Annotated in this window: 23 protein-coding genes and 2 tRNA genes; 14 read left to right on the top strand and 11 right to left on the bottom strand. The window is 43.5% G+C overall.

The annotated features are described in order from the left end of the window. The first annotated feature begins 14 nt into the window (after window positions 1-14). Genes ccsA through bioF form a run of 4 tightly spaced genes read left to right on the top strand, consistent with a single transcriptional unit; the run spans window position 15 to window position 3,158 of the window. A complete protein-coding gene (ccsA, locus tag G3M65_RS05515; RefSeq protein WP_254426233.1) occupies window positions 15-773 on the top strand; it encodes a cytochrome c biogenesis protein CcsA in 759 nt (252 codons plus the stop codon). Next, a complete protein-coding gene (locus G3M65_RS05510) occupies window positions 763-1,278 on the top strand; it encodes a shikimate kinase (protein WP_173833590.1) in 516 nt (171 codons plus the stop codon). The genes ccsA and G3M65_RS05510 overlap by 11 nt, the downstream gene beginning before the upstream one ends. Before the next feature lie 20 nt (window positions 1,279-1,298). Continuing rightward, on the top strand, window positions 1,299-2,042 hold the full coding sequence (locus tag G3M65_RS05505; RefSeq protein WP_173833589.1) for a DsbC family protein: 744 nt from the start codon (window positions 1,299-1,301) through the stop codon (window positions 2,040-2,042). Continuing rightward, window positions 2,043-3,158, top strand: a complete 1,116-nt coding sequence (gene bioF / locus G3M65_RS05500) for an 8-amino-7-oxononanoate synthase (RefSeq protein WP_173833588.1) — start codon at window positions 2,043-2,045, stop codon at window positions 3,156-3,158. 43 nt (window positions 3,159-3,201) lie between these two features. On the opposite strand, the gene G3M65_RS05495 is transcribed toward bioF, so the two are convergent. Genes G3M65_RS05495 through G3M65_RS05485 form a run of 3 tightly spaced genes read right to left on the bottom strand, consistent with a single transcriptional unit; the run spans window position 3,202 to window position 5,466 of the window. Then, window positions 3,202-4,572, bottom strand: a complete 1,371-nt coding sequence (locus tag G3M65_RS05495) for a flagellar hook protein FlgE (RefSeq protein ID WP_173833587.1) — start codon at window positions 4,570-4,572, stop codon at window positions 3,202-3,204. A gap of 2 nt (window positions 4,573-4,574) precedes the next feature. Beyond that, entirely contained in the window at window positions 4,575-5,222 is a 648-nt protein-coding gene (locus tag G3M65_RS05490) for a flagellar hook assembly protein FlgD (RefSeq protein ID WP_173833586.1), read from the bottom strand. Next, window positions 5,209-5,466, bottom strand: coding sequence for an AbrB/MazE/SpoVT family DNA-binding domain-containing protein (locus G3M65_RS05485; RefSeq protein ID WP_173833585.1), 258 nt, complete (start codon window positions 5,464-5,466; stop codon window positions 5,209-5,211). The genes G3M65_RS05490 and G3M65_RS05485 overlap by 14 nt, the downstream gene beginning before the upstream one ends. A 130-nt stretch (window positions 5,467-5,596) precedes the next feature. On the opposite strand from G3M65_RS05485, the gene G3M65_RS05480 reads away from it, so the two are divergent. From G3M65_RS05480 to G3M65_RS05460, 5 genes are all read left to right on the top strand, one after another. Next, window positions 5,597-7,165, top strand: coding sequence for a molybdopterin-dependent oxidoreductase family protein (locus tag G3M65_RS05480; protein ID WP_173833584.1), 1,569 nt, complete (start codon window positions 5,597-5,599; stop codon window positions 7,163-7,165). Then, window positions 7,162-7,827, top strand: a complete 666-nt coding sequence (locus G3M65_RS05475; RefSeq protein WP_173833583.1) for a CinA family protein — start codon at window positions 7,162-7,164, stop codon at window positions 7,825-7,827. The genes G3M65_RS05480 and G3M65_RS05475 overlap by 4 nt, the downstream gene beginning before the upstream one ends. A 1-nt stretch (window position 7,828) precedes the next feature. Next, a complete protein-coding gene (gene lpxA / locus G3M65_RS05470) occupies window positions 7,829-8,620 on the top strand; it encodes an acyl-ACP--UDP-N-acetylglucosamine O-acyltransferase (RefSeq protein WP_173833582.1) in 792 nt (263 codons plus the stop codon). Window positions 8,621-8,629: 9 nt separating this feature from the next. Then, window positions 8,630-10,015: a bifunctional UDP-N-acetylglucosamine diphosphorylase/glucosamine-1-phosphate N-acetyltransferase GlmU gene (gene glmU, locus G3M65_RS05465; RefSeq protein ID WP_173833581.1), complete on the top strand. Its 1,386-nt coding sequence runs from the start codon at window positions 8,630-8,632 to the stop codon at window positions 10,013-10,015. Between the two features lie 32 nt (window positions 10,016-10,047). Continuing rightward, window positions 10,048-10,120, top strand: a tRNA-Lys gene (locus G3M65_RS05460). Here the strand turns inward: G3M65_RS05460 and G3M65_RS05455 are convergent. Genes G3M65_RS05455 through purS form a run of 5 tightly spaced genes read right to left on the bottom strand, consistent with a single transcriptional unit; the run spans window position 10,118 to window position 14,377 of the window. Continuing rightward, the gene (locus G3M65_RS05455; RefSeq protein ID WP_173833580.1) at window positions 10,118-10,837 is read right to left on the bottom strand and encodes a Crp/Fnr family transcriptional regulator; all 720 of its coding nucleotides are present in this window, start codon (window positions 10,835-10,837) and stop codon (window positions 10,118-10,120) included. The genes G3M65_RS05460 and G3M65_RS05455 overlap by 3 nt on opposite strands. After that, entirely contained in the window at window positions 10,795-11,871 is a 1,077-nt protein-coding gene (locus G3M65_RS05450; RefSeq protein ID WP_173833579.1) for an aminopeptidase, read from the bottom strand. The genes G3M65_RS05455 and G3M65_RS05450 overlap by 43 nt, the downstream gene beginning before the upstream one ends. Before the next feature lie 32 nt (window positions 11,872-11,903). Continuing rightward, a complete protein-coding gene (locus G3M65_RS05445; protein WP_173833578.1) occupies window positions 11,904-13,472 on the bottom strand; it encodes an MlaD family protein in 1,569 nt (522 codons plus the stop codon). A gap of 15 nt (window positions 13,473-13,487) precedes the next feature. Beyond that, on the bottom strand, window positions 13,488-14,168 hold the full coding sequence (purQ, locus tag G3M65_RS05440; RefSeq protein ID WP_173833577.1) for a phosphoribosylformylglycinamidine synthase I: 681 nt from the start codon (window positions 14,166-14,168) through the stop codon (window positions 13,488-13,490). Continuing rightward, the gene (purS, locus tag G3M65_RS05435) at window positions 14,165-14,377 is read right to left on the bottom strand and encodes a phosphoribosylformylglycinamidine synthase subunit PurS (protein ID WP_173833576.1); all 213 of its coding nucleotides are present in this window, start codon (window positions 14,375-14,377) and stop codon (window positions 14,165-14,167) included. Before purS ends, purQ begins: the two co-directional genes overlap by 4 nt. A gap of 57 nt (window positions 14,378-14,434) precedes the next feature. Between purS and aspS the strand changes: the two genes are divergently transcribed. From aspS to hemC, 4 genes are read left to right on the top strand one after another with little or no spacing between them, the layout of a single operon-like run. Beyond that, window positions 14,435-16,231 carry an aspartate--tRNA ligase gene (gene aspS, locus G3M65_RS05430; protein WP_173833575.1) on the top strand — a complete coding sequence of 599 codons (1,797 nt, stop codon included), beginning with the start codon at window positions 14,435-14,437 and terminating at the stop codon, window positions 16,229-16,231. A 5-nt stretch (window positions 16,232-16,236) separates the two neighbouring features. Next, window positions 16,237-17,424: a DNA methyltransferase gene (locus G3M65_RS05425; RefSeq protein WP_173833574.1), complete on the top strand. Its 1,188-nt coding sequence runs from the start codon at window positions 16,237-16,239 to the stop codon at window positions 17,422-17,424. Further along, window positions 17,414-18,103 (top strand): BsaWI family type II restriction enzyme, encoded by a 690-nt coding sequence (locus G3M65_RS05420; protein WP_173833573.1) that lies wholly within the window; start codon window positions 17,414-17,416, stop codon window positions 18,101-18,103. Before G3M65_RS05425 ends, G3M65_RS05420 begins: the two co-directional genes overlap by 11 nt. Continuing rightward, window positions 18,096-19,016, top strand: a complete 921-nt coding sequence (gene hemC, locus G3M65_RS05415) for a hydroxymethylbilane synthase (protein WP_173833572.1) — start codon at window positions 18,096-18,098, stop codon at window positions 19,014-19,016. The genes G3M65_RS05420 and hemC overlap by 8 nt, the downstream gene beginning before the upstream one ends. Here the strand turns inward: hemC and G3M65_RS05410 are convergent. From G3M65_RS05410 to hemB, 3 genes are read right to left on the bottom strand one after another with little or no spacing between them, the layout of a single operon-like run. Further along, window positions 19,007-19,336 (bottom strand): hypothetical protein, encoded by a 330-nt coding sequence (locus G3M65_RS05410; RefSeq protein WP_173833571.1) that lies wholly within the window; start codon window positions 19,334-19,336, stop codon window positions 19,007-19,009. The genes hemC and G3M65_RS05410 overlap by 10 nt on opposite strands. Next, complete coding sequence (locus G3M65_RS05405) at window positions 19,333-19,851, bottom strand: Uma2 family endonuclease (RefSeq protein WP_173833570.1); 519 nt, start codon at window positions 19,849-19,851, stop codon at window positions 19,333-19,335. Before G3M65_RS05405 ends, G3M65_RS05410 begins: the two co-directional genes overlap by 4 nt. Continuing rightward, window positions 19,851-20,834 (bottom strand): porphobilinogen synthase, encoded by a 984-nt coding sequence (gene hemB / locus G3M65_RS05400; protein ID WP_173833569.1) that lies wholly within the window; start codon window positions 20,832-20,834, stop codon window positions 19,851-19,853. Before hemB ends, G3M65_RS05405 begins: the two co-directional genes overlap by 1 nt. Window positions 20,835-20,853: 19 nt before the next feature. Between hemB and G3M65_RS05395 the strand changes: the two genes are divergently transcribed. Further along, window positions 20,854-20,925, top strand: a tRNA-Gly gene (locus G3M65_RS05395).

Here is a 20,925-nt window from a genome sequence, read left to right as displayed (position 1 = left end):
ATAAACTATCTTACATGTCCTTGCTTACTCTTAGCATAGTATTCTACTTTCTGGCTTTTGCGTCTTCTCTGGTTTCTTATTTTCTAAATAAGGCTGAAAAACTTACCCGTCTTTTCCTTTTTGTAGCTCTTCTCTTTTATATGCTTTATGCGACAATTCTATCTGTTAAAGTGGGTAGTTTCCCCTTTGCGGACACTTATGGCTTTTATTCCCTCTTGGGAAATGTTATATTATGCATACTAATCCTTGTGTCCTTCAGATACGAATATCTTTGGAAGTTTTCCGCCTTTTTTGCCATATTTGGGATACTTTCGACCTTACTGGCTATGCCCGCAGAACCCTCACCCTACAGAAGCCCCTTGTATTCCCTTCATATTACCTCCGCCCTCGTCTCTTACGCCTTTGCCTTTCTGGGTGGGCTCTCATCTATGTTCAAACTCTTTCTTGAGACAAGGCTAAAACACAAGAATATAACTGGCTTTTTTATGCCCCTTAGTCTTCTCAGAGGGGCGGAAAGGCTTTCCATGAACCTGAGCTTTCTATTCTTTACACTTACCCTTATCTTTGGAAGTTTCTGGAGCAGGAGCTTCTTCGGAAAACACTGGGTAAACGACCCAAAGCTAATATTTGTGCTATACCTGTGGACATACTACGCCGTGGTAGTTCACCTCAATCTCCTAAAAAGGATAAAACCTAAAACACTCTCCTATGCAGTTATACTTGGCATGGTTTTTACCGTGCTTAACATACTCTTTGTCAGACATGAGCTGTAAGAGGGTGTTTCTTGTGGGATTTATGTGCAGTGGAAAAAGCACGGTAGGTAGACTTCTTGCTGATATGTTAGGCTGGCAATTTGTGGACATAGACAAGGAAGTTGAAAGGATAGAAAAGATGAGCATACCTGAGATATTTAAAATTAAGGGAGAAGATTATTTTAGAAAGCGTGAGTTGGAGGTTCTTACAGAGTTAGTCAAAGGAGAAGGGCTCGTAATAAGCACAGGAGGTGGTTTGGGTTCAAACCCTCAAGCTATGAAGCTAATGAAAAGCTCAGGGTTTGTTGTTTGGCTAAGGGTGGACTTCGGAACCTTTCTGGAAAGATGTGGAAAAGACCCATCAAGACCACTTTTGAGAAAGAGCAAGGAAGAGCTACTTAAACTTTTTGAAAGCAGGTCTAAAATTTATAGCAAAGCCCACCTTGAGCTTGATGGGACGATAGACCCCTCCTTGCTTGCAAAGAATATAATTCATGCTTGCAGAAACTACACTTTTACTTTATAATGAACTCCAAAGGAGGTGTCATGTTGAAAAAAATAGGTTTCCTCTCAGCCTTTGTAGTTGCGTTGCTTTCTCTTAATGCCTGTGGGCAGAGCTCTGCTAAGTGCCCTACAAAGGAACAGGTCAAAACCTCTGTGAAAGACTTCATACCTCAAGATTTTAGCGTTGAAGCTGTATCCCAAGTTCAAAGCATAGGCGGTCTTTGTGAAGTGGTTATCAAGGTTGGAGCACAACCTCTGGTCTTCTACATGGATAGCAAAGGTGAATACTTGCTTGCTGGTAATCTAATAAGCGTAAAAGACAAAAAGAACATAACCAGAGACAGACAGCAGGAGTTTATGAAGGTCTCCGCAGACCAACTTAAAGAAATAGAAAAGCATGTAAATGTTAGGTACGGAGAAGGAAGCAAGTATATATACTTTATAACAGACCCAGATTGCCCCTTCTGTAAGAGGAGCAACCCAATAGTAGAAGAGTGGGCAAAGAAAAACAATGTCCAGATAAGACTTATCTTCTTCCCCCTTCCAATACATCCAGAAGCCTTTGGTAAGGCGGTGGCTGTAATATGCGACAAGAAAGGCTTTAAGGAATACGCAGAAGGCTACACTTCAAAGAATCAATGTGAAGAAGGTAAGAAGGCTGTTGAAGCAAATCTAGAGCTTATGAACAAGCTGGGCATAGGAGGGACACCTACTTTTATAGGTATGAACGGGAAGCTGCACTCAGGGCTTCCAACGGAGGAAGACCTTAACAAGCTCATAAACTGAATGCAATGGATAGAAGAAGAGCTTGAAAGGCTCAGGTTTGAAAGTCTATACAGACAAAGGAGCCTAAGAGAGGGTCTTTTAGACTTTTGCTCCAACGACTACCTTGCACTGAAAGACCACCCCGAGGTAATTGAGGAAAGTGTAAAGGTTCTTAGAAATTACGGTCTTGGGTCTGGGGCTTCCGCACTTGTGTCTGGATATACAAAGCATCATAAAGAGCTTGAAGACAAACTATCTGAGTTTAAGTTAACACCTTGCTGTGTTCTTTTCGGCTCTGGCTATCTTGCTAACCTTGGCACTATACCCGCCCTTGTGGGGGAGGATGATTTAGTCCTGAGCGACCAGCTAAACCATGCAAGTATTATAGATGCTTGTAGGTTATCTAAATCTAAGGTGCTTGTCTACAGACACAGAGATTATCAACACTTAGAAGAGCTACTCAAAACCTTTAGAAACGACCACAGAAGATGTCTTATAGTTACGGATACGGTTTTTAGCATGGATGGTGACATTGCGGATATTAGGACCCTAAAAGGGTATGCGGAGGAATTTGACTGCATGCTTTATCTTGATGAAGCCCATGCAACGGGTGTGCTTGGAGTTTCTGGAAGAGGTGGTCTTGAAGAGTTTGGAGAGAGTTGGGAAGAGTATATAGTGGTTATGGGCACTCTATCAAAGGCGATAGGCTCGTATGGTGCCTTTGTATGCGGTTCTAAGGTTTTATGTGATTATCTGGTAAACAGAGCTAGGAGCTTGATATTTTCTACATCTCTTCCTCCTGCGGTATGTGCTGGTGCAAAAAAGGCTATAGAGATAATCCAGCGAGAAAGCTGGAGGGTAAAAAAGCTAAGAGAGAGAAGCCAGTTGATATATAACAGGCTCTCCACATTTGGGCTTGAGGTTCTCTTTCACCATACCCCTATTTTGCCCATAATGGTTTACGAGGAAGCCAAAGCATTAGACTTGAGGGATAGACTTCTTAAGCAAGGAATACTTATTCAAGCTATAAGATATCCCACAGTTCCCAGAGGCATGGCAAGGCTAAGACTTACCACAACACTAAGGTACACGGATGATGACCTTGAAAGGCTCTTTAAGTCCCTTGAAAAGCTTTAACCCCCTCCCACCCCTTTGTTCCCTCCCATACCCATCTTCTAAGTTACCTTACCAGATTTATTGTATCATCAAGCACTGCGTTGGATGAGGTTATTACCCTCGTATTTGCCTGATATGCCCTTTGGGCAGATATAAGATTTATAAACTCAGAGGCTATATCCACATTGGACATTTCTAACATGCCAGACCTGACTTTCTCCGCACCACCTGGAGTCATTATGGTTGGTGTAGAGATGGAAGTATAGAGATTTGCACCTTTCTTGATAAGCTCTTCTGGGTCAGAGAACACTGCAACCGCCACTCTATAAAGGGGTAGAGATTTTCCGTTGGAATATACCCCTACAACCGCACCATCTTCGGACAGAACATAGACATCTACGAGGTCACCCTTGGCGTAGCCATTTTGGTCTGCTGTGACAAGAAAGTCTGCAGAGTATTGGGTTATGTATGAATTTGGGATAGGGTCTCCATTATTTACTGTCACAGATTGGAGAGACTCACCTACGTATATCCTCCAGTCGGTGTTTGCAGGGAAAGTTCCACCGCTGGGAGTGGTTGTAGGAACGGAAAGAGCACCTGGGTCAAGATAGTAGTAATGGCTTTTCCCATCGGGAGACGGTTCTCTCCTAACTACCGTTCCGTCGTAGACCAGTTTTCCAGAGGAATCAAATTGAACACCTGTCCAGTCACCAGAAAGCTCATATCCTGCATTTGCTGGGTCGATATCTGCTCTGAGGTATATATCCCATGTATTTGTTCCCGTCTTTCTGAAAAACAGGTCTGCTTGATAGGGGGTTCCAAGGCTGTCGTATATGGTTATGGTGTATTTGTAGTTGTAACTTGCAGGGTCATTTGGGTCAAAAGCAATAGCAGGTACACCTGCATCTGCGTTAAGGTTTGTTGGACCCAAGAACCTTATCTGCCCTGTAGCTTTTGGTGGAAGCTGAGGTATAACATGAATGTCCTCAAGACCTGTGCCTACGGTTTTTCCCCTTTCGTCAACCCTGAAGCCCTGCAGTTTTAAACCACCAGAATTAACCATATAGCCATCCCTGCTAAGCCTAAATTGTCCATCCCTTGTGTAGTAGTTGATTCCTGAAATGGGGTCCTTTATTATAAAAAGCCCTCTGCCTTGTATGGCAAGGTCGGTATTTATACCTGTCTGCTTGAAGTTGCCTATTGTCCAAAGCTTTTGCGTGCTATCAACCAAAACACCCGCTCCGTATGTGGTAGACTTAATGGTGTTGGTTACTGTATTAAGACCTATGGTGACCGAAGATATAACGTCCTGAAAAATGGGTCTACTACCCTTAAAGCCTATGGTGTTTACGTTTGCCATATTATCTGCGGTTATGTCCATCCATGTTCTGTAGGCGTTCATGCCCGTTACAGCGTTAAAAAAGCTCCTCATCATGACTACGTCCCTCCTGCATATATTAGTCTTGAAGGAGAGACAAGCTCTCCATTTTCAAGCTCAAAAAGCAGTTCCCCACCAGAAACACTAACAGACTTTATCTTACCCATAACACCAAGATTTAGACCATCAACGGGCATACCGTTCTTAAGTATCTGCACGCTGAACTGCCCCTTTGGCAGGTCCCTAAGTTCAATAGGATTAAGCCCCTTGTTTATATCTACTTGATATTCCTTTATCACATCATTCCCATCCATTATCCTAATGGTAGCACCCTTTATATCCTCTGAAGACAGAAGGTAGTATTGCCCACCCTTTAGTGTGTCTATTTTGTCAGTGGAAAACACAAACTCTTTACCTATCAAACTCAGGCTTGAGAGAAGTGTGATTTGATTAAACCAACCCTTGAGACTTTCCATAAAGTTTTTCATATCGTTCATATACCTGATCTGATTTAGCCTTGTCATGTCCTCTAACATCTTTGAGAGGTCTTGAGGCTGGAAAGGGTCTTGATACTTTAGTGTCTCCATGTATATTTTTAGGAAGTCTTCAGAAGAGAGATTGTCTACGCCTTGAGTGTAGTTTTTGGGTAGAACTTTCGGCTCAGGGGGTTTTATATCGTAGGGGTTTGTAGCCTTAAGCTCCGCCATCCTTCTTCCCTCCCTTCTGTTTTTGGAACTCTTCCGCTAATATCTGGGCAAAGCTCTTCTGTTGGGTTTGTCCTGATGGGATGCTACCCTTTAGGTCATAAACCCTCTGCTCCTTTTTTATTATGAGCTGGTCATCTTTTACCTCAATCCTGACCAAGTCTCCCTCCTTTAGCCCGAGCCTTTTTCTAACATCACTGGGCAAAGCTACCAGCCCTCTTGCCATTATCTTGGCTACCTCATCCATGGGTATGATTATATACCTATTTTGGAAAATGTCAAGTAGTTTGATACTATAATAATGTCAAACAATAATTAACTATCAGAAAACCCACAAGATAAATCCGTAAAAAAATTGTCGTATAATCTTCTACTCAATGAGCCTTGAGCCCACAAAAATACCTCTCACGGTGAAGGAGTTTGACAGCCAAAAGGTAGGTTTTTGTGCAGGTTGTGGATGTGCCTGCGGATATATCCTTTACCAAAAGGAAGGTAAGATAGTAGACTTATACGGACACCCTGCAGACCCAAGGGGGATGGGAAGTCTATGCACCAAAGGTATAGCCTATATACAGGAAGCGACAACCAATCCTATGAGACTAAAAGGTATTTTTATGAGGAAGGGAGATGAGTTTATTTCTGTTGATTACGCTCAAGCTCTTGAAATCCTGAAGGGAAAACTATCAAAGGGCAAGACCGCCTTTTTGCTTGGTAGGCAGGCAGGACTTGAGGATTATCTCCTTGCCAGAAGCCTCTCAGAGGATGTTTTTGTTGATGCCCCCATTGTAGAGTTTATGCCTTCAAGTCTTAAGCCCACTGATTGGAAAAGGGCAAAGTTCATACTCTCCGTTGATGCGGAGCCAGTTTTTTCTGAGGTTATGGCAACGCGGTGGGTGGTAGATGCCATAGAAGCGGGTGCATACCTCTTTTGTCTCTCCAGCAGGTATGAAACCACCTGTGCCAAGGCAAAGGATAGACTGCTATTAAAGCCAGATTCTATTATAGAGTTTTTGCAGGCTATTCTTAAGCCTGAAAAGGGTGATAGCAAGGTGGAGTTTGTTAAAAGAAGCCTGTTTCTCATGAGAGGTGCCCTTGTCCTTGTGGGGGCACACCTTTTGAACTCTCCCTTTAGAGAAGCTATACTTTCTATTCTTGCTGGGCTTAGAAAGAAGTTTGGTGTCAACTACAGCTTTGTGGGAGACCTTATGCCTTTCCCTGCCAAGCCTATGGAGGAGTTTTTTGAAAGGTTTGAGGAGTTTGATAACCTTGTGGTGGTAGGAAACCACTTTAGATATCTAAGGGAAGACCATCTAAAAGCCCTTAAGGATAAGTTTGTGGTTAGCTTTCAGGTTTTCCCAAACATTACAGCCCATTATTCGGACATGCTTTTTGCCTTGAGCATGTATCAAGAGCGAGACTTTATAAACTACAGGCATGGCTTTGGCTATCTTGTATATTCACCAAAGACGGTAGATGCGCAAGATGTTTATAGTCCTGCGGACGTGCTTGGAAAAGCTCTTGGGCTAAGGGTAAGCCTAAAAGACTTTGAATACTATGAAGATTTAGAAACAAAGGGTGAGGTAGAGCTTAGGATGGAAGACATTGGTTCGAAGGGGTTTTCAGGTGATTACTACACACGAAAGGGGGAGCTTTTCCTCTACACAGACAGCACCCTTGTGGAGGACTTGGGACATTGGAACCCTTGGACTCATGAGATGGAAAGGTTTCAAAGGGCTTATATAAACACGCACACTGCAAGAAGGATCGGACTAAAGGATAGCATACAGATAGGAGGTATAAGTTTTGACTTAATCACCACAGAAAATATAGCAGAGGGCGTTATCTTTATACCCTCAGAGTATGAAGAATTTCAACCCTTTGACCCAGGGCATAGAGTTGGAGCTTTCCTAAAAAATCCCTATCACAGGTATGAGGTCTTCCTATGATGGTGGGTGTATGTGAGGATCCTATTGAGTTTGAAGGTTTTTTAGTCAGGACTATAGGATTAGATGTTATTGAGGGCTATAAAAGCAGGAAATGGGTTGGCGGTGTTGACTTTCTTATCAAGGATGAGGAAGAGCTAAAGGTCTTTATGGAAAGGTATGGAGACTTTGTCTACGCAATTGGAAGGAAGAGTATGGAGGAGATTGTAGGAGTCCTTTTAAGAGAAAAAGGCTTAAAGCTAGCCATTGCGGAAAGTTGTACAGGTGGTCTACTTTCCGCAAGGATCGTAAATGTTCCAGGTTCTTCTCACTACTTCGTAGGTGGCTTTGTGGTCTATGCCAACGAGATCAAGACAAAACTGCTCGGGGTTGAAGAAAGCTCTATAAGAAGACACGGTGCGGTTTCTGAAGAGGTTTGCAGACAGATGGCGGTGGGTGCTCTTGAGGAAACGGATGCGGACATAGCACTTGCCATAACGGGTATATCCGGACCAGAAGGAGGGACAGACCAAAAACCTGTGGGGCTTACCTACATAGCCCTCGCAACAGACAGGGAAGTGGTTGTTAGAAGGTTTCTCTTTGAGGGTAGCAGGAATGAGAACCGTTTCATAGCTACCCAGTGGGCTCTTGAAATACTTAGGCAATACCTTATAAGGGGGGTCTAAAATGCCAAAGGTTCATCCAACAACTATAATAAGGGGGGAGGTAGAGCTGGGAGAGAACGTGGAGGTCGGTCCCTACACCATCATAGAAGGCAAGGTGGTAGTTGGAGAGGGAACAAAAATAGGTGCAAGGGTCTCAATAAAAGGAAAGGTCTCCATAGGTTCAAACTGTAGGATTCATGACGGAGCTATCGTAGGAGAGGAGCCACAACACCTAAAATATGCAGGAGAAGAAAGCGAGGTGATAGTGGGCAATAATGTAATAATAAGAGAATACGTCACCATTCATAGGGGAACAGCCATAGACAAGATGAAAACAGTTATAGAGGATGATGTGATGCTTATGGCTTATTCCCATGTGGCACATGACTGCATAGTCCGAAGGGGAGTTATCATGGCAAACTGTGCTACCCTTGGAGGGCATGTAGAGGTGGGAGAGTATGCCTTTATAGGCGGGCTTTCCGCAGTCCACCAATGGGCGAGGGTTGGAGCTTACGCCATGGTGGGGGGTCTATCTGGAGTATCCCTTGATATACCGCCCTACGTGAGGGCGTCAGGACAACATGCACATCTATACGGCATAAATACGATTGGACTTGAGAGGAGAGGCTTTTCCAAGGAAACAATAGCCATTCTCAAAAGGGCATACAGAATTCTCTTTAGAAGTGGTATGTTGAAGGAGGATGCTATAGCCTTACTTCTTAGTGAATACGGAGACCACAAAGAGGTAAGAAACTTAGTGGAGTTCATAAGGACTTCAAAAAGAGGTGTCGCAAGAGACGCAGGGAGGAGTTAAAATATTCCAATGCGAGCCCTTGTTCTTTCCGCAGGTCTTGGAACGCGCTTTAAAAGCGAAAAGCCAAAGGTTATGCATAACATACTTGGTAAACCCATGCTCTGGTATGTTCTAAAAACTCTGAAGGAATTGCATATAGAAAATATTGCCCTTGTGGTGGGGTATAAGGCGGAGCAGATAAGGGAATACTTTGGAGATTCTTACCATTACTTTTACCAATCAAACCCAAAGGGTGGAACTGGTGATGCAGTGCTTTCTGCCATTGACTTTTGGAGAGACTACGATGGGTATATGTTGGTAATAAACGGAGATTCTCCCTTAGTCAAGTCACAAACCCTCAAAAACATGCAGAGATATTTGCATATGGTGGAAGAATACGAGGGTATCAAGTTAAGTGCCCTTTTACTCTCCACACAATTACCAGACCCAACGGGTTATGGAAGGATAATAAAGGACGAAAGGGGAAATGTGATAAAGGTGGTGGAAGAAAAGGATGCGAGCTTTGAAGAAAAGCTAATAAAGGAAATAAATGGAGGGGTTTACATTTTCTATTGTCCTCATCTTGTAGAAACCCTCTTTCACGTAAAGCCCAGTCCTAAGACGGGTGAAGTGTATCTCACAGAGGTTTTCAATCTCATGCACCAGAAAGGTTACACAGTAAGGAGCTTTATGGCGGAAGACCCTACGGAAGTCCTTGGAGCTAACACGAGGTGGGAGCTTGCCATAGCGGAGAATGTGATAAGGCTAAGGATACTTCAGGAGTGGGCGGAGAAGGGCAACACCATACATCAACCAGAAAGTGTGTGGATAGAACCAGACGTGGTTTTAGAGGGCGATGTAGAGATATATCCAGATGTTATGTTAAGGGGCAACACAAGGCTCGGCAGGGGTGTGTTGGTAGGAAAAGGTAGCCTCTTGGAAAACTCCGTGGTGGAAGAGGGAGCAGTGATAGAGGCATATTCTATAGTAAGAAATTCACACATAAAGTCTGGGGCTGTGATAGGACCCTTTGCCCATGTTAGAGAAAACAGCCTAATAGGGAAAGGTAGCCATATAGGAAACTTCGTGGAAGTCAAGAAATCCTTTATCGGAGAAGGAGTAAGAGCAAAGCACCTTGCATATATAGGAGACGCAACTATTGAGGATGATGTGAATGTAGGTGCTGGTGTGGTTTTTGCAAATTTTGACGGAAAGAGAAAGCATCAGAGCTATGTGGGAAGGGGTGCCTTTATAGGTAGCAACTCCTTGATAATCGCTCCAATAAGGCTTGGAAACTATTCTTTTGTGGCAGGTGGTTCTGTAATAAACAAAGATGTGCCTGATGGTGACCTTGCTATTGAAAGGTCTAAACTAAGAATTTTAAAGGGTAAAGGGAAGGAGAAACTGCTTGAATAGAAATCTCATAGATGTTATAATAACTAAACTTAGAGCCGGTAGCTCAGCTGGCAGAGCAACGGACTTTTAATCCGTGGGTCGCGGGTTCAAATCCCGCCCGGCTCATACTGCAAGCCTTTCAAGCTCACGCCTTTTTATTATCTCTATGTATCCCCTCTCTGCGTTTATTATGCCTTGCTTTTTCCACTTACTCATAACCCTTATGGTGGTCTCCACAGTTGTGCCAGTCATCTCTGCAATGTCAAGCCTTGTTAGGGGTGCATCAATGACTATGACATCTTCGTATTTTTTCCCTATTCTGTCCGCTATCTCAAGAAGGACCTTCGCAATCCTTTCTTCTACCTTACCACCCGCTATGCTCTTGAGAGTTTCGTAACTATGCAGAAGTGTGGTAGTTGCTTCGCAGGTCATCTTTATAGCAATAGCAGGATGCTTTATGGAGAGGTTTATAAAGTCCCTGTTGGAAATGTAGAGGGTCTTGCTTTCAAGCATCGCCTTAGCGGTGTAAGTATTTCTTGGAACCTTTTTACCCCACTCTATCCAGCCAAATATGTCCCCAGGATAGACAAGCCTAACTATAACAATCCTTGCATCGTGGGTTTCCTTCAAGAGCTTTATAAGACCATCCAGAAGGATGTAAACGCCAGGCTCCGCCTCCTCTTCAAAGAAGAGATACTCATTTCTTCTAAACTCCCTAACTTGCATGTAGTTCAGGGCATCCCTGAGCTCATCCTCTGACAGGTCTTCAAAAATGTGAACCTTTCTTAGTAGGTCAATCCTCAGGTCCTGAGCCTGCCTTTCTCTAAAAGTCTCTTTTGCCATCCCTTACCTCCTATGGTTACTTGGGGTTCAAAAACCACATAATCGGTGTGGAAGGAAACTCTGTTCACACCTCCAAAGGTATGGTTGTCTCCTATGGCTATATGCACTGTGCCAAGAATTTTCTCTGCCTCAAGCACATTGTCGGGTCTTTTTGCACCTGGGTTTGTCCCAACGCCAAACTCTGCAATTACTCGGGCATTCTCGTATCTTTTAAACACCTCTTCAAGGTAATTCCTATATGGTTCAAAGCCTTCTATCTCTTCCACCGCACCATCTCGGAATTTAAGGGTTATGGGTCTTTCCAGTTTCCTATCAGGACCGTAGGTTATGGTTAGCTTTCCAAAGGCTGAGTTCTCTATAGGGGCTACAAAGGCTTCGCCAGCAGGCAGGTTTCCATATTGACCGCTATGATGGAAAAGACCCGTGTCCGCTATAGCCCTCCTTCCTAACACAAAAAACTCCATGTCTGTTCCTTCCGCCTTTACATGCACCCATTCCGCTTCGGAGAGCATGTCTGCTACATCAAGGCTCAACTTTGCTACGTAATCCCAGTCCACGTTCATAGGACCGTAAAACATCTCCGGCTCAAAAAGAGGCATACTTGCGTATCTACAGCCAAAGCCTTCTGTAAGAGCTTTTCTAAAAAAGGTATGTGTGGTGGAAAAGTAGGGAAAGGCTACCACCACTTGAGGGACATCCTCTGCGTAAGCCTTGAGTATTTGCAGAGCTTCATATTCCGAATAGTCTTCTTTAAGGAGTATATGCTCAAAGAGACCCTTTTTTCTTAGCTCATCTATTGCTCTATCTCCAAAGGCAAGCCTCCAAACCTCCTCTGGTGGCTCTTTGCCATGCCCTCCCAAAGAGGGATAAACACAGTGCCTTACTTTTTGTGTTATGGCTCTTGCACTTTCCACAAACTGGTCTATCAGAGCCAAAAGGTAGTCCTTCTCCGTATCCGTAAGCAGGAGCAAAGACTCGTCCTCTTTCAAGTTCATGTTCACTCTGTAGAGCCTGTATATGTGTTCCCTATACATGGCTATTACTCATAAATTTATTTCAATTTACCTTATGGCAAGGGCAGTCTTAAACCACCAAGCAGGTATTTTAGGTCGTTGTCAGTGAACATAAGACCTACACCACCGAATACACCCCTTAGCTTTGAATTTAAAAGGTCATCGCCACCAAACCTCACATACATAGGACCATTAACCTTGTAGTTTACACCCACCTGAAGATTTGGCTTTAGGTCCTTATCCTGTGGTCTGTCTCTTCTTCCAAAGTCCCAAAGGTCTGTGGTAAAGGCGAGTCTCTGTGAATATATAAGGTCAGCACCTACTCCGCCTGTGGATTCCTTTAGTCCACCTCTCAAGACAAGCTCCTTACCAAAGAAGGGAAATATTCTTGCATACTGCAATGTAACTTCAGGCTTAAACTCCTTTTTAACTATCCATTGATTAGGGAGTATTTCCTCCTTGTAGACTCTACCCCTTGAGTCCCCAACTATCTCTAAGAGGTAATACTTTTCGTTATCGGGTTGCAGTTTGACAGTAAGTATCCCCTTTGAATCACCAGCCCTGTAGAGCTCACCCCTAAAGCCTATGTAGAGATTTGTCCTATCTGCGACCTCTCCTGCTTTGCCAAGCACCCTAACACCAGAGGATACATTTCTGTATAGTTCCTCATCCTTTATTAGTTTCCCTAATGTGCCTTCACCTCTTTCAATATGTGCCAGTATGTTATTTAACCTTTCAGAGCTTTCTTTAAGGCTTTTGGTAAGTTCAGAGAGATTTGATGTGGTGGTTCTTATATCTTGACGGTTTTCCACAATCAAGGCGTTTAGATTTACTGAAAGCTCGTTAAGGTTTCTTGAAAGTTCGGGAAGGGTTGTCTTTAGGTCATTGCTAAGCTGTTTTAGGTTTGCAACGGTTTCTCTTATGTCTTGCCTGTTCTCGCTGGCTATGGCTTCAAGACTCTTCGCAAGCCTGTCTATGCTTTCTATAGTTTGAGGAAGTGTTCTGTTTAAGTTATAGGCAAGTAGGTTTATGTTATGTATAGCTCCCCTTAGGGACTCTCTGTTTTCAAGGGCTATTAAGTTAAGATTACGGGTAAGCATTTCCAAGTTCTGCACCACTCTCCTTATATCTTCTCTGTTTTCAGAAAGTATAAGCTGGAAGCTTTCCACCATTAGCCTTATGGATTCTGAGGCATCTGTCATTTGCTTTATAAGAAGGTCCGTATCCGCATAACCAAGGGTTTTACTTATAGTCCCACCCTCTTCCAACACACCTGCTTGTGGACTTCCGGGGTATATGTTTAGGTATTTATCTCCCATAAGACCAAGAGTTCCTATCTCCGCCTGTGCATCCTTGTATAGGGCTATATTCTTATCAAGTTCAAAAACCACCTCCACCTTGCCATCTTTTAAGCTGACAGACTTAACCTTTCCACTTTTTATACCGGCCACCCTTACCTCCGCACCCACACTAAGCCCCGCTACATTGTCAAAGTAGACCTTGTAGGTCTTTACCGCAGGTCTGAAAAAGGGAACCTCTCCAAAGGTAAGTATAAGAAAGGCAAAGCCAAGGGAAAAAACAATCACGAGAAAACCTACCTTGGTTTCGTTGGAAAACCTCATGCTTAAATTATAGCCTTAAGCGACAAGAGAATGCCAGAGTATTATGCCGTCTCGGTAGCCAAGTATGTCTTCACAGGCTCTTTCTGGGTGGGGCATAAGACCAAAGACATTACCCTCTTTGTTGCAAACCCCCGCTATGTTGTGCGATGAGCCATTGGGATTAGCGGAAGGGTTTATATTACCATTTTCATCGCAATACCTTAGAACCACCTGCCCCCTTTCTTCCATGACCCTTAGGTCCTCCTCTGGCACATAATACCTCCCTTCCCCATGAGCTATAGGAAGCCTTATAACCTCATCCTTTTCAAACCTTCTGGTAAAGGGCAGGGAATTGTTTTCAATCCTAAGGTAGACATCTCTACACAGAAAGGTCATGTTCTCATTCCTGAGTAAAACACCCGGCAGTAGGTGAAGTTCTGTAAGGATCTGAAAGCCGTTGCATATACCAAGCACAAGACCCCCTTGCTGTGCGTATTCCACTATAGCATTACCCAGGGGAGTCTTGCTGGCAAGCACTCCAGCCCTCAGATAATCACCAAAGGAAAAACCACCCGGGAGGACCACACAGTCAAAACCATTGAGCCTTTTTGTATTGTGGTCTACAAAGCTCACATCCTGCCCAAGCAAGTCTCTTATCACATAGTAAGTATCATAATCACAGTTAGAACCTGGGAATACGCAGACCGCAAACTTCATTCTATTACATACTCCTCAACTAAGGGATTTACAAGATACCTTTCCACAAGGGCTTTTATGTCTGTGCCTTCTCCCACCTCAAGCTCCACAACCTTTCCCACCTTTACGTCCTTTACATCAAAACCGCCGTCAAGGAGCATCTCTTTTACCGCCCTGCCTTCTGGGTCAAGAAGTCCTTTCTTGGGAAGGATAAGAACTCTTACCTTCATCACCTTATATTCTACCATCTTAAAGCATGCAAAGAAGGGATTTTCTATAATTTAAATATGCTAAAAAGAACAAGATACTGCGGACACATCAGCGAACAAGACCTCGGAAAGGAGGTTATTTTAAACGGCTGGGTTCATCGCATAAGAAACCACGGAGGAGTAATCTTTATAGACCTCAGAGATAGAGAGGGTCTAATCCAGTGTGTGGTGGAAGAAAAAACAAACCCTGAGGTGTATGAGCTTGCGGATAGGCTCAGGTCAGAGTATGTGGTTTCCCTGCGTGGCACTGTTAGGAAAAGACCCCCGGGCACAGAAAACCCAAAGCTAAAGACGGGAGACTACGAAGTGGTAATTGAAGAGCTTGAAATTCTCAACACCTCAGAAACCTTACCCTTTCCCATTGACGAAGAGACACACCTTTCGGAGGAGACAAAACTCAAATATCGCTACTTGGACCTAAGAAGGGAGAGCATGAAGGAAAACCTTCTCTTTAGGCATAGAGCCTATCAGGTAATAAGGAAGGTTTTCCTTGAAGAAGGCTTTGTGGAAATAGAGACACCCTTTCTTACCAAGTCCACCCCAGAGGGTGCAAGGGACTTTCTTGTTCCCTCAAGGTTACATCCGGGCAAGTTTTACGCCCTTCCTCAGTCTCCACAGCTCTTTAAGCAAGTGCTTATGGTTGCAGGTTTTGATAGGTATTTTCAGATAGTTAAATGTTTGAGGGACGAGGACCTGCGCGCAGACCGTCAGCCTGAATTTACCCAGATAGACTTTGAAATGTCCTTTGTAGAAGAAGAGGATGTTATGGCTTTTAGCGAAAGGCTTATATATAGCCTCTTTAAGGAGCTTCTTGGCGTTGAGCTAAAGCTCCCCTTTGACCGCATATCCTACGAGTATGCCATGGAAACTTATGGCTCGGACAAGCCGGACCGTAGGTTTGGGCTTGAGCTTGTGGACCTCACACAGGTCTTTAAAAATACAGAGTTTAAAGTGTTTCGTCAAGCCATAGAATCTGGTGGAGTGGTAAAGGCTATAAACTTCAAAGGCTCAAACCTCTCAAGGAAAGAGATAGATGAGCTTACCCAGTTTGTGCAAAGCCTTGGAGCAAAGGGTCTTGCTTGGATAAAGGTAGAAGAAGACAAACTAAACTCACCAATAGTAAAGTTTTTCTCTGAGGAAGAGACCAGAGAGCTTCTACAAAAGCTAAGGGCTGAGCCAGGTGATGTGATATTTTTCTCCGCGGACAAAAGGGAAGTGGTCTACCGTATTCTTGGAAATCTAAGGCTTCACATAGGCAAGAAATACAACCTTATAGACACTAGCAAGTTTGATATATTTTGGGTGGTGGGCTTTCCTCTCATGGAATGGGATGAGGAGGAGAAAAGGTTTGTCTCCTTGCACCACCCCTTCACTTCACCCAGAGAGGAGGATATTCCGCTTCTTGAAAGGGCTCTACAGGTGCAGGAGTTGGAGGAGAAAAAGAGGCTTGTTCATTCTGTAAGGGCTAGGGCTTACGACCTTGTGATAAACGGATACGAGGTGGGAGGAGGTTCTATTCGTATACATAGGAAAGACCTTCAGGAACTTGTCTTTAAGCTTTTGGAGATACCAGAGATGGAGGCAAGGGAGAAGTTTGGTTTTCTACTTGACGCACTACGCTTTGGAGCACCACCACATGGTGGACTTGCCTTTGGACTGGACAGGCTAATTGCCATAATGAGAGGCTTGGACTCTATAAGGGATGTGATAGCCTTTCCGAAGACTCAAAAGGGCATATGCCCTCTCACTGGTGCACCAGACTATGTGGAGCCAAAACAGCTCAAGGAGCTTCATATAAGGGTGGTGGAAGGTTAGAGGAAATGGGTTTCCTAAGCTCGGTGGGGGTAGAAAAAAGTGAAGTAAAAAAGCATTTTGTTAGACATGGTTTTATCTTTGCTTGCACTGACAAGAGCGAGGAAACACTATTGTCTAATAGGATAATCTTGACTGGGAAAAATTACGCAAATAAGTTATTCGCAGTTAAAGAAGGCGATTTTATTTTTCTGTATAATCTTGACAAAGATGTTCTTTATGGCACTTTTACTGCAAAAGGCGAACCTGGATATGATAAAGATATTCCAATCTTTGAAGGTAGATACCCTTACTATATACGCTTTGAAACAACACAAACCATAAAAAAAGTTGAAAAGGCAAGTTCAATCTTTAGAAGTCTTAACATCTCGTGGAGAGATATACTGACAGAGAAGGGGGCACTTCTGATAAAGAATATCCTTGAGGGAAGAGCAATAAATAGGTTTCGCAAGGAAGAAATAGTAGATGACAAATACATACCCCCAATGATGACAACTACCTTGTGGGACTATCCATACCAAAGTTACGGATATACCAAAAAGGGTAATAATAAATACCCTGGCGTTACTCCAGCCTTCATTATTTATAACCTCATATGGAGATACACTGAACCTGGTGAGATAGTATGCGACCCTATGGCAGGTTCTGGGACTACGATAGATGTGTGCCTTGAAGAGAGGAGAAGGGTTGTAGCCTTTGATATAGTGCCAACGAGAAAAGATATAATACAGGCGGATGCCAGAAACATACCTCTGAAGGATGAAACGGTGGATTTAGTGTTTGTAGACTCGCCATACGGAGACAACATCAAATATAACGACCATCCCTTAAATATAGGTCATATACCTGCAAGTTCTGAAGAGTTTTACGAGGAGCTTGAAAAAGTAATGCAGGAATGTTATAGAATACTCAAAAAAGGCAAAGTATTGGCTTGGTTAATAGGTGACCAATGGGCAAAGGGGGAATATATTCCAGTGGGCTTTAAGATATACGAAAGACTTACAAAATATTTTTCCCCTGTTGATGTGGTTTGTGTGGTTCGCAGAAATCAAGCTTCAAATACCCCCTTTTGGCATAGCAAGGCTTTACAGCATAACTTCTATCTAAGAGGTTTTAAATACCTCATAATAGTTGGAAAAGATGAGAGTGTTAAAAAGAAAGGGACGAAAATAAGGTGGAATTTCTATGAAAGATAGTAAAAAGTTTTTCCTTGAAACATTAAAATTGAAAGCTATAGAAGATGTAAAACTAAAGGGCATAGAAAACCTTTCTAATATTCTTGAAACCATAAGGCAAGAGTTCTCTGGGGAAATAACCAAGTTTGGTATAAAAGACGCAGAGCAAAGCTGGAAAGCATTCAAAGGGAGGCTTCTTGAAGAGTTGATAGTGGAAGTTATAAGTTCTGAAGTTAAAAAACATGGTTTAAATATAATAAGTGGTTCAAAGTTAAGTGGTATAGTGTTAGATGAGTGTCTATGCATGGTGAAAAGGAGTATACTTGTTGATTATGGTGAGTTTGGGATGCATGTTCCAGATGCTGATTTAGTTATATACAATAAGAATTGCAGAGCTTTAGCGATAATATCCGTAAAAGCTACCTTAAGGGAAAGAATAGCTCAAACAGGTTATTGGTCTTTGAAGTTGAAACAATCAAAACTCACGCAAAATATAAAAGTTTTTTTTATAACACTTGATGAAGATAAGGACCTCTCAAGAAAAAGGTTTGCAAAAAAGGGTAGGGCTATCGTTGAAGTGGATATGGACGGAGCTTTCGTAATAACCACAGAGCGGATTGAAGAAAGTGAGAAAGTCATGCCTTTTGAAAAGTTTAGAAGGATAATAGAAAAACTTGGTAGGGTTGACAAGGATGAGTAAGAATACACTTCGCATAGGCACACGAAAGAGCAAGTTGGCTCTTTGGCAGGCAAACTATGTAAAGGAGAGGCTTGAGGGCAGAGGCTACAGCGTGGAGCTTGTGCTTATCACTACCACCGGCGATAAAATCCTTGACGCTCCTTTGGCAAAAATAGGAGGCAAAGGACTTTTTGTAAAAGAGATAGAGGAGGCACTTCTGAGAGGAGATATAGACCTTGCGGTTCACTCTTTAAAGGATGTGCCAATGGTTCTGCCAGAGGGTCTCACTCTTGGAGCTATAACAGAGAGGGAAGAGCCTTTTGATGTGCTCATATCAAGGGATGGAAGAGGATTTCAAGAGCTTCCAGAGGGTGCAAAGGTAGGCACTTCCTCTTTGAGGAGACAGGTTCAGATAAAGAGAAAAAGACCAGACTTGAGGGTAGAGCCCCTTCGCGGAAATGTGGACACGAGGCTCAGAAAACTGGAGGAAGGACTTTATGACGCCATAGTGCTTGCTTACGCAGGTGTTAAGAGAATGGGCTTTGAGGAAAGGGTAAGCGAGGTCTTGGAAGACTTTATTCCTGCAGTGGGTCAAGGAAGTCTCGCCATAGAGATAAGACAAGAAGACCAGAGGGTGTATGAGGCTATAGCCTTTCTTGACCATAGAGAAAGTCGTATTAGGGCGGAGTGTGAAAGAGCTTTTCTGAGAGAACTTCAAGGTGGTTGCCAAGTGCCCATAGGTGCCTATGCATGGATTGAGAGCGAGAAATTAAAGCTAAAAGCCTTTATTTCCGACCTTGAAGGAAGGAAGTTTTTAGAGGGAATAGAAGAAGGAGACCTCCATCAAGCGGAGCAAGTAGGCAAAAAACTTGCCAGGAGGCTCTTAGAAGAGGGTGGCAAAGAGATACTTGAGGAAATATACCATCAAAGCTGACCTTCAAACTCCTTTTTGTAGACCTTCCACCTTGCGGGGCTAAGACTTGAGGAACATCCAAGAGAAGATAGGTCATAGACCTTTATAGCTTGAGGGTTGTCTGGAGTGCTTACAAAAAAGAAAGTTGTGCCTGCGGGTATATGCCTACTTTCTTGCTTCCAACTCTTTACCATATTGACCAGCTCAAGGAGTTTTTTCTTAACTTCCTCTGCGGACAGCTCTTCCCTATTGCCATTCTCTTCATAAAGCCATTCACCATCTGTTATCCTCTCTACTATTTCAAGCACCCTATCCTCAAAAGGTATGCCATAGAACCTCATATCAAAGCCTCCTCAAGCTTTATTTCTACCTTACATTCTCCAAAGCTGAAGCCTCTGTCCCTTTTCTCCCTGTATTTACCTTTAGCGAGCTCAAAGACCTTCACTCTTTTCTCTTCTGGATACACAAGCACAAAGTATTTCACACCTTCTCTTTCACACAGCTCAAACTTTAGCCCCTCATCCATCTGCCTGCTGTAAGGCGAAACTATTTCTACAACCATCTGCGGTGGGCTTTCTACCCTTTCTGGAATTTCTCCACAAAGCACCATAAGGTCTGGTCTTATAACTGTGTCATAAGAAATATACCAATCAAGCTCTGCGCAAACCATACAATCTGGACATCTATCTCTGAGTATTCCCTCTAAAAGCAAGGCCACTAAGATTAAAAGCCTTTGGTTTATGGGTCTTGGCGAGGCCATGGCGTAGGGAACTCCTTCCACCAGCTCCCAGTCTCCCTGCCAATGTTTCCAGTCCTCCACTGTGTATCTTACTGGATACCTTTCAACCAAGCCCATCAAACTTCTCCACTGTTTATGAGCCTTGCCACATCCCTGGCAAAGTAGGTGATTATCATGTCCGCACCCGCACGCTTTATGGAAAGCAAGGTTTCTATCATCACCCTCTTTTCATCTATCCAGCCAAGCCTACCACCTGCCTTTATCATGGCATATTCACCGCTCACGTTGTAAGCACACACGGGCAAAAGTGTAAGCTCTTTTACCTTTGATATTATGTCAAGGTATGCAAGTGCAGGTTTTACCATCACAATGTCCGCACCCTCTTGCACATCCAAGAGTATCTCTTTAATAGCTTCTCTTGAGTTTGCTGGGTCCATCTGGTAGCTTCTTCTGTCGCCAAAGGCTGGTGCGGATTCAGCTATTTCTCTAAAGGGTCCATAAAAGGCAGAGGCATACTTAGCAGAATATGCCATTATGGGAATGTTTTCAAAGCCAGAAGAGTCTAAAGCCTCCCTTATAGCCTTTACCATCCCATCCATCATGCCAGAGGGTGCAAGCATGTCCGCACCATTTTTGGCATGCGATATAGCCTGCTTTTTGAGGTTTTCAAGGGTCAGGTCGTTGTGAACATCTCCATCACACAGCACCCCACAGTGCCCGTGCGTTGTATACTCACAAAAGCATACATCCGTTATAAGATACATATCTGGCACTTCCTTCTTTATGAGCCTTAGAGCCCTTTGTATAATGCCCTCATCACTCCAAGTGTCTGAGCCTACTTCATCCTTGTGCTCTGGTATGCCAAAGAGTATTATGGCAGGTATACCAAGGTCTCTTACCTCTTTTACTGCATCCACTACCTTGTCAAGGCTGTAGCGATAAACCCCGGGCATGCTTGGGACTTCTTCCACAATGCCTTGACCATATCGCACAAAGATGGGGTATATAAGGTCGTCAAGGGTTAGCTTGGTCTCTCTCACAAGCCTGCGTATATTTTCGTTCCTTCTTAGTCTTCTTGGTCTTAGCTTTGGAAACTCCATGGAATATAATATATATCAAGCGGGCGTAGCTCAGGGGTAGAGCGTCTGCTTCCCAAGCAGAAGGTCGTGGGTTCAAATCCCATCGCCCGCT

This window comes from Hydrogenobacter sp. T-8 (assembly GCF_011006175.1).
GTDB lineage: Bacteria > Aquificota > Aquificia > Aquificales > Aquificaceae > Pampinifervens > Pampinifervens florentissimum.
This window is presented reverse-complemented; position numbering and strand designations above follow the sequence as displayed.